Here is an 11,860-nt window from a genome sequence, read left to right as displayed (position 1 = left end):
GCTCCCACCACGAAGCGACACCACTGAAGTTAGCCTAGCCTTAGCGGCCGCGACGACCGCGGAGGCGGCGCGGATCCTGCGCGGACTGTGGGACTCCTACCCGAACTCGGCGCTGGTGGTCGACCGCGAGCGCCGGGTCTACGCGACGGGGGAGGGGGTCGCCCCGATCGACCACGTCGGTGCCTACCGGGTGGCGGGGCCGGGGGCGGTGGCCTCGTCGTTCCACGGGCGGCCCGTCGTCGCGCAGGTCGTGGTCGACCCGGAGGACCTGCTCGAGGCCCCCGAGGCGGTCGACCTCGCGCTCGTCGCCGCCTCGCGGCTGTCGTCCCTGCTCGCCCTGCTCGACCGACTGCCCCCGCACCTGAGGTTCCTCGTGGTCGGCGGCGAGGCACCCGCCGACGACCGGTTCCTCGGGTCCGTGACGACCGTCGACACCCTGACCGCGGAGGAGAACGCGTGAAGTTCCTCGTCCTGACCCTGATCTCCAACGGCCCGGACCCCGTGACCGGGCGGACGCCCACGCCGCACGAACGCTTCCGTCGCGTCGTCGACCACGCCGTGCTCGCCGAGGAGCTGGGCTTCGACGGCTTCGCGGTGGGGGAGCGGCACGAGCGACCCTTCTTCTCCTCGGCACCGCCGGTCGTGCTCTCGCACATCGCCGCGCGGACGGAGCGGATCCGGCTGTTCACCGGGGTCACCACGCTGTCCCTGCTCGACCCCGTCCGCGCCTTCGAGGACTACTCCACACTGGACAACCTGTCCGACGGCAGGCTGGAACTGATCATCGGGAAGGGCAACGGCGCGGCACAGAAGGAGCTGTTCCACGTCACCACCGAGGACCAGTGGGACCGCAACCGCGAGGGCTACGAGCTGTTCCGACGGCTCTGGCGGGAGGACCGGGTCACCTGGGAGGGCAGCTACCGGCCCTCCCTGCACGAGGCGGAGACCTGGCCGCGCCCGCTGCAGCAGCCGATCCGGGTCTGGCACGGCAGCGCGACGAGCCGGGAGTCGGTCGAGCTCGCCGCGCAGTTCGGGGACCCGCTGTTCTCCGCGAACGTCACCAACCCGATCGAGCCCTACGCCGAGCTCGTCCGGTACTACCGCGAACGCTGGGCCGAGCACGGCCACGACCCGGCGGACGCTCTGGTGGGCGCCGGATCGGCCGATTTCCACGTGGCGCGCACCTCCCAGGAGGCCTACGCGGCGTTCGCCCCGCAGTTCGACTCCCGGCTGCGGTTGCAGGAGCGGTTCGGGATCCCGGTGGTCTTCCCGACGCTGGAGGACTTCGTGGCGCGCAGCTCGGCGCTGGTCGGCAGCCCGCAGCAGGTGATCGAGAAGGTGCTCCGCTACCACGAGGGGCTCGGCCACGAGGTCGTCCACCTGCACGCCGACGGGGACGGGCTCACCCCGGAGCAGCACCGCGCCTCCCTGGAGCTGTTCCAGGAGGAGGTGGCGCCCGCACTGCGAGCGGCGATCCCGAGCCGTCCGCTGGCGGCTCCGATCCCCTTCCACGGCCCGGTCTCCACCCCCGCGGCGGTGCCGGTCTGACCCACTCGAGGTGGGCCCCGGCGGGTGGGTGCCCCAGCGCCGGGCGGACTCGGACCGGACGCTGAGGCCCGCTCAGCCCGCAGCCGGCAGGAACCGACCCACCTCGGCCACGAACCGGTGGTGGGTCCTCGACGTTGACCAGGTGTCCGGAGCCGGGGAAGGTGCTGGTCGATCCGCGGGATGCCGTCGGACGTCGTCGGCGAGGTCGGCGATCGAGTGTCCGCCCGGGGTGGCCGCGGTCCCGCCGGATCCCCGCAGGTCGAGGGCGATGACCCGGAGGTCGTTCCGCCAGGTCGGGGCCTCGGCCGCCCAGGAACCGCTGTCGCCGCCGAGCCCGTGCAGGAGCACGAGAGCGGGGCCGTCGCCCGCCCAGCCCGGGGGTGTCATCGGCCGCCCCCCACGAGGAGGTCGACGACGCGGGCCTGGGCCGCCGCGGCGTCGGGGTGGGTGTAGAGGGCGAGGTGGGTGCCGGTGTCGAGGGTGAGCAGCTCGGCGCCGGGGATGGTGCGGGCGGCGGAGTAGCTGTGGTCCGGGGGGAGGTCGCTGTCCGAGGTGCCCTGGACGACGAGGGTGGGAGCGGTGATCTTCTCCAGCTCGAGGGTGGTGATCTCGGCGAAGCGGTCCATGTCGTTGCGGTAGCCGGTGCGACGGGCCTTGTCGGGTACGGACATCGGACCCAGGTCGACGACGAACTGTCGCTTCGCGGGGTCGGCGAAGACCTCCTCGGTCCGCTCGGCGAGCTGCTCCTCGGTCAGGTCGCCCTCGCCGGAGAGTGCGCCCTCGATGTACTGCTTGGGCTGGTGCGCGGCGAGCACGCGGAGGAGCCACTGGCCCGGGGCGGTGGTGAACATCAGCCGGGTGCCGAGGTCCTGGTGGGGCAGGTGGTAGGCCTCGCTGCACGCGGCGTTCGCGACCAGCGCGGTGACCCGCTCGGGGTGGCGGACGGCCAACCGGTACCCGGCGGGCCCGCCGCCGGACCAGGTGTAGACCCCGGCGCGGGCGATGTCGAGGTGGTCGAGCAGCGCGGCGAGCAGGTCGGCCTGCTCGTCGATCCCGGCGCCGGAGCCGAGCGGGGTACCGAGATAGCCGGGGCGGGAGACCAGGATCGCGCGGACGCGGTCGCGGGGCAGGATCCGCGCCATCAGCGCGGCGGCGTCGATGCCGCCGGGGGTGCCGTGGACGACGAGAACGGGTGCGCCGGTGCCGACGACGGCGTACTCGACGGGCCCCAGCGCCGTCTCGGCGATCGTGGCGGTGTACTCGGAGGTGGTGGTGGTCATCGTGGGCTCCTCGTGTCTGGTGGTGTGTACCGAGAGTGCGGTGTCCCGAGGCGGGAGACATCCGCCATCTCACCCACCTCGCCGACGGCGGGAAGCCGGGTGAGATGGCGGATGTTCCGGCCCGCGGGCCGGGTCAGTGTGGAGCCCATGAACACCAAGCAGATCCTCCTCGGTTTCCTCCCCTGGATCGCCTTCTCCGCGATCTCCACCCGTGTCGGGCCGGGCGCCGTCGGCATGGCCGCGCTGGTCGCCCTGGTGCTGGCCGCGGCCCTGGTGGCCCGCACGGTCGCCCGGGGTGAGTCGGTGAAGCTCATCGAGATCACCGCCGTCGCCACGTTCGCGGTGATGGGCGCCTGGGCGTTGGTCGAGCCCGCGTCGGATGCCTTCCTCGCCTACTACGGCCGCGGTGTCGCCGCGCTGGTCCTGGCCGTGGTGATCGCGCTGTCGCTGGCGGGCACCTCGTTCACCGAGCAGTACGCCCGCGAGTCCACCCCGCGGGAGTACTGGGACTCGCCGCGGTTCCATGCGATCAACCGCAGGATCAGCGCCGCCTGGGCGGGTGCGGTGGCCGTGATGGGCGTCGGGCACCTGCTCTCCGGGGTCATCGCCGCGAACGCGGCGCAGTACGGCGGCTACCTGGCCTTCGACCCCTTCGACCTGGTGCTGAACTGGCTGGTCCCCGGCCTGCTGATCCTGCTGACCGTCCGCTACACCCGCCGCGTCGTGGCCGAGTCCACCGGGCACACCGCTGCGCAGGTGACCCGATGAGCGCCCCCGCCCCCACCCGGCCCGGTCCCGTCCCGGCGGACTCCTTCCTGACCGGCCCGTTCGCCCCCGTCACCGCCGAGATCGATGTCACCGACCTGCAGGTCGAGGGCGAGCTGCCCGCCGAGCTCGACGGCGCCTACGTCCGCAACGGCCCCAACCCGCGCTTCTCTCCGATCGGGAGCTACCTCTACCCGCTCGACGGCGACGGGATGCTGCACCGCGTCGAGATCTCCGAGGGCCGGGCCCGCTACACCAACCGCTTCGTCCGCACGCCGATGGTGGAGGCGGAGGAGCAGGCAGGGCACGCGATCTGGCCGGGCCTGTCCACGCTGTGGCGGCCCGGTGCCGACGAGGTCGGCCCGGCCCTGGCCGGGACGATGCGCCAACTCCCGGACGTCAACGTCGTCCGACACGGCGGCAGGCTGCTGGCCCTGGCCGAGTGCGACCAGCCCTACCGCATGGGCCCGCAGCTGCAGACCCTGGGCCGGGAGTCCTTCGGCGGGCAGGTCCCGGCCGGGATCTGCGCCCACCCCAAGATCGATCCGCGGACCGGTGAGATGGTCGCGTTCTGCTACAACTTCGCGCCCCCGTTCCTGACCTGGACCGTGATCGGCCCGGACGGGACCGGCACGCCGCCACGGCCGGTCGAGGGTGTCGAACAGCCGTCGATGATCCACGACATGGCGATCACCGAGCGGTACCTGGTGCTCGTGGTGGCGCCGCTGTTCTTCGACATCGCCGAGGCGATGAGGGGCGGCTCCATGTTGCAGTGGCGCGAGCAGGTCGGCACCCGGATCGCGCTGGTCCCGCGGGACGGCGGCCCGGTGCGCTGGTGCGAGGACGAGGCGTTCTGGATGTGGCACGCCGCCAACGCCCACGACGCGAAGGACCCGGTCGACGGATCCGACGTCGTGGTGCTGGACTACTCCGAGTGGTCGCGGCCGTACCCGATCGCGCCGGGCGCCCGGGTCGATCCGCACCTGGCCCGGGCGGTCATCGACCCGGCGGCGGGCACGGTGCGCCGCGAGGTCCTCTCCGACGTCGTCGTGGAGTTCCCCCGCGTCGACGACCGCCTGCTCGGCCGCGACCAGCCGGTGTCGGCGTTCGCGCTGCGGACGGACCGGCCGCAGTCGCACCCGGACGTGTGGGACGCGATCGCCTGGCACGACACTCGCACCGGGGCGATCACCCGGTGGGAGCCGACCGACCTGGCGGTCGGGGAGCCGGCGTTCGCCCCGGACCCGTACTCGTCGGCTCCCGACCGCGGCTGGTGGCTCACCCTCGCCACCCGGCTCGACGACGGCACGTCGAGCCTGCTGGTCATCCCCGCGGCGGACCCGGCCTCGGGACCGGTCGCCACGATCCGGATGCCGGTCCGGGTCCCCCTGGGCCTGCACGGCAACTGGCTGCCGACCTCGTGAGCGTGGGCGGCGGGACGTACTCGAGGCAGGGCGGCGCGACCGCCCTGCCTCGTCCGCGTCGGTACCGGAGGAGATCGCCGGCCCGACCTGCTCGACACCTGAGGGACCCGAGCACCGGCGGGCCTCGCTGCAGCGGGATCTCGGTTCCTGCCGCGGCCTCCGAGCGGGGCCCGATGATGCGCCGTTCCGCCTCGGTGATCCGGAGGTCGCTGATGGAGGCCTCGCGGCGGGACATCAGTCCGTGCTCGTCGAACTCCCAGTTCTCGTTGCCGTAGCTGCGGTACCAGTCGCCCGCGGCGTCGCGGCACTCGTACCGGAAGCGCACGGCGATGCGGTTGTCCGCGAAGGTCCACGGCGACTTGCGCAGGGCGTGGTCCAGCTCGCGTTCCCACTTCTCGGTCAGGAAGTCCACGATCTGCTCGCGGCCGCGCAGGAACCGGTCGCGGTTCCGCCACACCGAGTCCTCGGGTGTAAGCCGGCGACACGGGGCCCCCGGTCGACCGGCTCCGCTACGGGCTCAGCCGCCGGTGCGTCCGCCGAGGTGCGCGGCGAAGTGGCGTTCCATCGCGCGGTAGAACCGGATCTGGTTCTCCGGGTTCTCGAAGCCGTGCCCCTCGTCGTCGGCCACCAGGTACTCGACGGGCACACCGCGCCCGCGCAGCGACGCGACGATGTTGTCCGACTCCGCCTGGGGCACCCGGGCGTCGTTGGCGCCCTGGACGACGAGCAGCGGGGTGCGGATCCGGTCGACCATGGTGATGGGCGACCGGGCCAACAGGTCGGCCTCCTGCTCCGGGACGTCCGGGTCGCCGCCGTAGCGATACCAGTTGTTGACCAGGCCGTGCCTCGCGAACTCGGGGACCGCGCGCATGAACTCCACGAGGTTGGAGATGCCGACGTAGTCCACGGCCGCCGCGAAGTGGTCCGGTGTCACGGTGACCGCGACGAGTGCCGCGTAGCCGCCGTAGGACCCGCCGTAGATCCCGATCCGTTCCGGGTCCGCGATGCCCTCGGCCACGGCCCAGTCCGCGGCGTCGATGAGGTCGGTGTGCATCGCGCCCGCCAGCTCGCCCACGGCCGCGGTGAGGTGGCGGCGCCCGTAGCCGGTGGAGCCGCGGAACTCGACCTGCAGCACGGCGTGGCCGCGGTTGGCGAGGAACTGGGCCTGCGGGTCGTAGCCCCAGGTGTCGTGCGCCCAGGGCCCGCCGTGGACGAGCAGCACGAGGGGCAGCCGCCGGGGGTGGACGTGGACCGGCAGCGTCAGGAACCCGTGCAGGGGGAGCCCGTCGCGCGCCGCGAACCCGACCGCCGTCATCGGCGCGAGGTCGGCGGGGTCGAGGTGCGGGTACGGGCGGAACAGCACCCGGCTCTGCTTCGTCTCGCGGTCGTGGAGCCAGGTCACGGCGGGTTCGCGGTCGTGGATGAACGCGGCGATCCAGTACCGCTCGGACTCGTCCGACGACACGGTGCCCAGGACCCCGTCGGAGAGCGCCGACAGCTCGGCGTAGACCTCGGCGAACTCGGGGTCGACCACCTCGATGTGCGGTCGGTCGCCCACGAAGCGGGCGGCGAGGACCTCCCCGGTGCGCCTGCTGGTGAACACGATCGGGGGCAGCCGCGAATCGAGTGCCCCGAGGGCGCACAGGTCGTGTCCCTCGACGGCGGCGACGACGGTCTGCTCGCCGGTGGCGCGGTCGATGCGGACCAGCCGCAGGTCGTCGGAGTCCTGGTAGGAGCCGAGGAGCAGGCCCTGCCCGTCCGGCGTCACGTACTGGGGCACCGCGCCGTACGGGTGCTCCGCCCCGCCCACGCGGTACAGCGGCCGCAGCTCCCCGCCCGGGTCGACGGCGGAGAAGACCGTGGTCCCGTCGTCGGTCAGCCTGCTGTGGAAGGCGGGCTCGCCCCTGCGGTCGGTCAGGACGGTCTCGCCCGGGCTCGGCTGCTCCAGGTGCAGGGTGGTCTCGCCCGTCGCCACGTCGACGCGGAAGCGGTCCAGGTAGAGCGGCCGCTTGTTCATCACCACGAGGATGCTGCCCGGGACCCCCTCCAGGGCCTCGAAACCGAACACCCGCGACCCCGGCGGCAGCGGGGTGAGGTCGACCGCGGGCTCCGTCGGGGCCTCGAGGTCGACGCGGTAGAGGTGCCAGTCCTCGTTGCCGTCGGTGTCCTGCTCGTACAGCAGCCAGCGGGGGTCGTCGGTCCAGTGGTACTTGCCGATCCCGCGGCGGGTGTCGTGCGTGACGCACACCGCGTCCTCGTGCTCCTCGTCGATCCCGCGGACCCACACGTTGCGCCGCCCGTCCTTCGGGGCCAGGTACGCGATCCGGGTCCCGTCCGGGGAGAGCGAGGCCCCGGCGAACACCGGGTCGGAGAAGAAGTCCTCGACGTCGATCAGCTTCGGTTCCATGTGTGGTCCTCTCAGGACAGGGTGAAGGTGGGCGGCCCGAGCGGGGGCTGCGAGGTGTTGGCGACCCGGTAGGTCTCGAGCCACGGCGCCGGGGTGCCGGGCTGGGCCGTGTCGTCGGCCGGGTCGTCGAGGGCGAGGTCGAGGCGCGCCGCCTGCACGGTGACCGCCTCCTGGGTGTGGGTGGGCAGCCAGTCGTTGCTGAACGGGATGCCGGGCTGCACGGTCCCGACCTCGACCGCGAGCGAGTGGCCCGCGGCCAGCGTCCAGTCCGTCGCCTTCAGCTCCAGGTCGGTCCGCCCCGGCCGCAGCTGCGAGACCTGCTGGTTCATCAGTACCGCGGTGCCGTCCGGTGCGACGTCGTGGAGCCGGACCATCACGGTCCCGTGGCCCTGTGCGGTGAGCGCCATGCGGGGCGTGCCGGTGACCCGGGCCGGCGCCGCCAGCGGCTCGGAGCGGGTGAGGTAGCTGCTCCCCAGCACGCCGTCGTCGGTGTACCCGCCGCCGCCGACCTCCAGGCTCGCGGTGCGGTCGACCACGGGCCAGGTGTCCTGGGCGCGCCAGGCACCGGTGCTGTCCTCGATCGCGACGTTCGGGTACGCGACGGTCGGCGCGACGCCCCGGAGGTGCTGGTCGTAGAAGGCGAACACCTCGTCGTACCAGCCCTCGCGGCCCATCTCGAGCCGCCCGTCGGCGGTGCGCTCGCCGCCGCGCTTGTGGTCCCACTGACCGAGCCAGGCCCGCTCGGGACCCTGGTGGTTGTCCAGGAACTCGGCCATGGCCTCGGGCTCGGTGTTCCACTCCAGGAAGCCCTGGGTCACGAACAGCGGGGTGGTGCTGCCCGCGGCCTGGGCGGCGAGGTCACGGGGGCCCCACGTCGCCTCCGTCGGGTCCATGTAGGCGGCCGTGTTGAGCACCGCGCACTCCGGGTGCGGCCCGGTGGGGCCGTCGTAGCCGGCGTTGGCGAGGTAGCGCGGGTCGTCGTCGGGCATCTGCGGCAGCGTGGCGAGCGAGTTGTACACGTTCGCGACAGAGGTGGTCGTGGAGCGTGGCACCCCGCCGGAGCGCATGTTCTGCTGGACGTCCCAGATCGGTTCCATCGCGACGACGCCCTTGAGCGCCGGATGGTTCAGGTTGCTCCCGACGAGCGCGGTGACGGCGTCCTGGGACTTGCCGTACATGCCGACCGACCCCGTGGAGAAGGGCTGCGCGGCGGCCCAGTCGATCGCGGCCCGCACGTCGGCCCGGTCACCGGGCCCGCCGAGCGGTTCGAGACAGCCCGTGGAGCCGCCGTAGCCGCGGCTGTCGACCATCACGAGGCCGTAGCCGCGCTCGAGCAGCCCGCCCTCACGGACGAGGTCGCCGAAGCGGTCCGACGGGCCGGTGTGGGCGAAGCCCTCGACCGCGAGCTGCCCGGAGTGTCCGAAGTAGGCGCTCGTGGACACGATGAGCGGCACCTTCGCGCCCTCGGGCAGGTCCTCCGGCAGCAGGACGTCGGCGTGCAGCTCCACGCCGTCGGCCGTCGGGAAGTAGTGCTGGGTCCATTCCGCGCCCTCGGGGACGCGGTCGTTCCGGGCGTGCGTGACGCCGTCGGTCGCGGTGGCGACGGCGGCGGGTGCCTCCGTCGCGGAGGTGCATCCGGCCACCACCCCCGCGGTGAGTACGAGTGCCGCGATCGCGGCCTTGCGTCGAGTCCTCATCGGTTCTCCCTGGCTGTGTCTCCACCCGATGAGAGACCGTGCCGCTGCGGCATGGTCAAGCCGGGAGGAGGACGGCCAGGTCCGGGACGGGTCGAGGTGGGCATGACCCGCACGCTAGGAGCGCCGGCCGGTGGCCCGGATCGGTCGACGGCCCGGGGTCGCCGGGTCCGAAGTCGGAGAGGTCCCCGACTTCGGACTCAGGAGCCCGGCGCGGTCACCGCTCGGCGCGCTCCGGCAGCCGACCACGCGTCTTGGCCAGGCTCGCCACCGTGGCGACCGTGATGGCCGCCGCGATCACGACGAGCGAGAGCCAGGTCGGGATCTCGGGCACCCAGAGCAGCGGCTCGCCGCCGTTGACGAACGGCAGCTCGTTGACGTGCAGGGCGTGGAAGATCAGCTTGACGCCGATGAAGGCGAGGATGAACGCCAGCCCCTGGGCGAGGTAGACCAGCCGCTCGAGCACCCCGCCGAGCAGGAAGTACAGCTGGCGCAGGCCCATCAGCGCGAAGGCGTTGGCGGTGAAGACGATGTACGCCTCCTCGGTGAGGCCGTAGATCGCCGGGATGGAGTCGACGGCGAAGACCAGGTCCACGAAGCCGATCGCGACGACGGTGATGAACAGCGGCGTGACCATGCGCCGCCCGTTCTCCCGGGAGAACAGCTTGTCCGTGCGGAAGTCGTCGGTGACCGGCAGGACCTTGCGCGCCCAGCGGGTGACGGCGTTGTCACCGGGGTCCTTGCTGTCGTCGTGCCGGAGCTGCTGCCAGGCCAGCACCAGCAGCAGCGCGCCGAACAGGTAGAAGATCCAGGAGAAGTTCTCGATCAGCGCCGCGCCCGCGGCGATGAACCCGCCGCGCATCACCAGCGCGATCACGATGCCGATGAGCAGCACCTTCTGCTGGTACGCCTTCGGCACGGCGAACCCGCTCATGACCAGCAGGAACACGAAGAGGTTGTCGACCGACAGCGCCTTCTCGGTGAGGTACCCGGCGAAGTACTCGCCGCCGAAGTCCCAGCCGCTCACCATGCCGATGCCCACGCCGAACAACAGCGCGAGTCCGATGTAGAAGGCCGACCAGACCGCCGACTCGCGGACGGTGGGTTCGTGCGGGGTGCGCACGTGGGCGACGAACTCGAACACGAAGAAGGCGATCGTCACGCCGAGGGTGACGAGCCAGACCCAGACAGGGATGTTCACGAGGACTCCGAGGCACGGTGCTGTGCCCAGGTCTCCCCCTACCCGCGAGCGGGCCGGGCGCGCCGGATCGTGCACATCCACGATCGTGCTGACGACGTGCGCCGTGTCGGGATACTCCCCTGAGTGATCCCCACCGTAAGGGACATCCCGCCCACGCGCCCCCTCGGCGTCGGCGAATGCGACGTACGTCAACTGCGGCGATGAGTTCGGCCGGGCCGTGCGGTCCACCTCCCCATGGGCACCCTCAGCTATGCGATGAGCATGTCCCTCGACGGCTACGTCGAGGACGAGCACGGCGGCTTCGCCTTCGCCGAGCCGGACGAGGAGGTGCACCGCTTCGCCAACGACCAGACCCGGGAGACGGCGGCGCTCCTGATGGGCCGCGGCCTCTACGAGGTCATGGAGGAGTTCTGGACGGCGCCGGAGCGGGCCGACGGGGACGAGGTGGAGGCGGAGTTCGCCCGGCTGTACGCCGCGACGCCGCGGATCGTGTTCTCCGACTCCCTGGAGTCGGTCCCGCCCGGGTGCCGGTTGGTGCGCCGCGCCGACGCGGTCGACGAGGTGGTCCGGCTCAAGAAGGAGACCGACGGCGACCTGTCCGTCGGCGGCGCCGCGTTGGCGGCGTCGCTGCTGGACCTGATCGACGAGTTCCGGCCGAACGTGGTGCCCGCCTTCGCAGGCGGCGGCACGCCGTACTTCCCGCGGGGCGCCGACCTGCGGCTGCGCCTGGTCGAGCAGCGCACCTTCGGCGGCGGCACGGTGTACCTGCGGTACGCCCGGATCGGCTGACGGCGGCTACCCGCGCACCTCGACCCGCCCGTCGTGCTCGTCGAGGACGTAGACCCGCGACGCCCGCGCCCGGTAGAGCCGGAACTGCGCCGCGCCGGTGACGTCCCGCTCGCTCCACGACGCGATGCCCTGCTCCTGCGTGCGCCCGTTGTAGACGGCGAGGGCGTCGGCGCGGTCGTCCGCGCCGACCTCCTCGGCCTCCGCCTCGACGTAGACCGCCGCCGCCCCGCCGACGACGACCGAGGAGTCGAAGACGACGATGCCCACCGCGGACCGGCCCGCGATGTTGGTGGAGTGGCGCGCGCCCGGGCGCGACACCCATACGAAGTCCGAGTGGTCGCGCACCGCGAACCACACCGGGGTGGCCCACGGCCGCCCGTCGCCGTCGGCGGTGGCCAGCGTCAGGTAGGCGTTCGCGGCCAGCACCCGCCGAGCCTCGTCCGTCGCCGTGCCCGCGTCCGTGTCCGTGCCCGCACCCTGCTCGACCGCCATGGTCCCGCCTCCCTCGCCGGCAGCGCCGTCACGGGGCAGACGTTCGGGGCGGGGGGAACTCATCGGTCCGCTCGTCCGGGCCGGCTCACCGCCGGGCGGCCAGGTGGGCCTCCCACTCCGGTGTCGCGCGGCCGAGGGCCACCGCGTGGGTCATCCGCAACGTCGTGGCCAGCCACACCAGGACGTCGTGCAGGCGCAGCCGGGTCCTCGCTCGGCCGGGCGGTGGCGAGCACGAGCACGGACTCGTCGCCACAGACGTG

The 11,860-nt window shown here is 72.7% G+C and carries 10 protein-coding genes and 2 pseudogenes; 5 read left to right on the top strand and 7 right to left on the bottom strand.

The genetic code is table 11. The annotated features are described in order from the left end of the window. Nucleotides 1-460, top strand: a pseudogene (locus tag H5J29_RS08190) (hypothetical protein); the annotation flags it as partial. Beyond that, on the top strand, nt 457-1,548 hold the full coding sequence (locus H5J29_RS08185; protein WP_181780309.1) for an LLM class flavin-dependent oxidoreductase: 1,092 nt from the start codon (nt 457-459) through the stop codon (nt 1,546-1,548). The pseudogene H5J29_RS08190 and the gene H5J29_RS08185, both read left to right, overlap by 4 nt. A gap of 72 nt (nt 1,549-1,620) precedes the next feature. Here the strand turns inward: H5J29_RS08185 and H5J29_RS08180 are convergent, their stop codons facing one another. Both H5J29_RS08180 and H5J29_RS08175 read right to left on the bottom strand, forming a co-directional pair. Beyond that, nucleotides 1,621-1,935: an alpha/beta fold hydrolase gene (locus H5J29_RS08180; protein ID WP_181780308.1), complete on the bottom strand. Its 315-nt coding sequence runs from the start codon at nt 1,933-1,935 to the stop codon at nt 1,621-1,623. Continuing rightward, nucleotides 1,932-2,828, bottom strand: coding sequence for an alpha/beta fold hydrolase (locus H5J29_RS08175; RefSeq protein WP_181780307.1), 897 nt, complete (start codon nt 2,826-2,828; stop codon nt 1,932-1,934). The genes H5J29_RS08180 and H5J29_RS08175 overlap by 4 nt, the downstream gene beginning before the upstream one ends. Nucleotides 2,829-2,975: 147 nt before the next feature. Here H5J29_RS08175 and H5J29_RS08170 point away from each other — a divergent pair, with 147 nt between their 5' ends. After that, nucleotides 2,976-3,596, top strand: coding sequence for a hypothetical protein (locus H5J29_RS08170; RefSeq protein ID WP_181780306.1), 621 nt, complete (start codon nt 2,976-2,978; stop codon nt 3,594-3,596). Next, nucleotides 3,593-5,017, top strand: coding sequence for a carotenoid oxygenase family protein (locus H5J29_RS08165; RefSeq protein ID WP_181780305.1), 1,425 nt, complete (start codon nt 3,593-3,595; stop codon nt 5,015-5,017). Before H5J29_RS08170 ends, H5J29_RS08165 begins: the two co-directional genes overlap by 4 nt. 130 nt (nt 5,018-5,147) lie before the next feature. Here the strand turns inward: H5J29_RS08165 and H5J29_RS34830 are convergent. From H5J29_RS34830 to H5J29_RS08145, 4 genes and pseudogenes are all read right to left on the bottom strand, one after another. Further along, nucleotides 5,148-5,483 (bottom strand): annotated as a pseudogene (locus H5J29_RS34830) (DUF1348 family protein); the annotation flags it as partial. Nucleotides 5,484-5,534: 51 nt separating this feature from the next. After that, the gene (locus H5J29_RS08155) at nt 5,535-7,424 is read right to left on the bottom strand and encodes a S9 family peptidase (protein ID WP_181780303.1); all 1,890 of its coding nucleotides are present in this window, start codon (nt 7,422-7,424) and stop codon (nt 5,535-5,537) included. A gap of 11 nt (nt 7,425-7,435) precedes the next feature. Continuing rightward, entirely contained in the window at nt 7,436-9,121 is a 1,686-nt protein-coding gene (locus tag H5J29_RS08150) for a CocE/NonD family hydrolase (RefSeq protein ID WP_181780302.1), read from the bottom strand. A gap of 214 nt (nt 9,122-9,335) precedes the next feature. Then, on the bottom strand, nt 9,336-10,319 hold the full coding sequence (locus tag H5J29_RS08145; protein ID WP_181780301.1) for a TerC family protein: 984 nt from the start codon (nt 10,317-10,319) through the stop codon (nt 9,336-9,338). Nucleotides 10,320-10,574: 255 nt separating this feature from the next. Here H5J29_RS08145 and H5J29_RS08140 point away from each other — a divergent pair, with 255 nt between their 5' ends. Beyond that, a complete protein-coding gene (locus H5J29_RS08140; protein ID WP_246393650.1) occupies nt 10,575-11,108 on the top strand; it encodes a dihydrofolate reductase family protein in 534 nt (177 codons plus the stop codon). A gap of 6 nt (nt 11,109-11,114) precedes the next feature. Here the strand turns inward: H5J29_RS08140 and H5J29_RS08135 are convergent, their stop codons facing one another. Further along, nucleotides 11,115-11,600, bottom strand: a complete 486-nt coding sequence (locus H5J29_RS08135) for a pyridoxamine 5'-phosphate oxidase family protein (RefSeq protein WP_181780299.1) — start codon at nt 11,598-11,600, stop codon at nt 11,115-11,117. Nucleotides 11,601-11,860: the final 260 nt, after the last annotated feature.

Origin of the sequence: Pseudonocardia pini (assembly GCF_013870575.1) — a bacterium.
GTDB lineage: Bacteria > Actinomycetota > Actinomycetes > Mycobacteriales > Pseudonocardiaceae > Pseudonocardia > Pseudonocardia pini.
The sequence above is the reverse complement of the archived record's forward strand: the minus strand, read 5'-3'. Positions and strand labels throughout refer to the sequence as shown.

Bases quoted from the DNA above. Each gene is read 5' to 3' on its own strand.
- H5J29_RS08180 (WP_181780308.1), bottom strand. From the start codon at position 1,935: ATGACACCCCCGGGCTGGGCGGGCGACGGCCCCGCTCTCGTGCTCCTG.
- H5J29_RS08150 (WP_181780302.1), bottom strand. From the start codon at position 9,121: ATGAGGACTCGACGCAAGGCCGCGATCGCGGCACTCGTACTCACCGCG.
- H5J29_RS08155 (WP_181780303.1), bottom strand. From the start codon at position 7,424: ATGGAACCGAAGCTGATCGACGTCGAGGACTTCTTCTCCGACCCGGTG.
- H5J29_RS08135 (WP_181780299.1), bottom strand. From the start codon at position 11,600: ATGGCGGTCGAGCAGGGTGCGGGCACGGACACGGACGCGGGCACGGCG.
- H5J29_RS08165 (WP_181780305.1), top strand. From the start codon at position 3,593: ATGAGCGCCCCCGCCCCCACCCGGCCCGGTCCCGTCCCGGCGGACTCC.
- H5J29_RS08140 (WP_246393650.1), top strand. From the start codon at position 10,575: ATGAGCATGTCCCTCGACGGCTACGTCGAGGACGAGCACGGCGGCTTC.
- H5J29_RS08175 (WP_181780307.1), bottom strand. From the start codon at position 2,828: ATGACCACCACCACCTCCGAGTACACCGCCACGATCGCCGAGACGGCG.
- H5J29_RS08170 (WP_181780306.1), top strand. From the start codon at position 2,976: ATGAACACCAAGCAGATCCTCCTCGGTTTCCTCCCCTGGATCGCCTTC.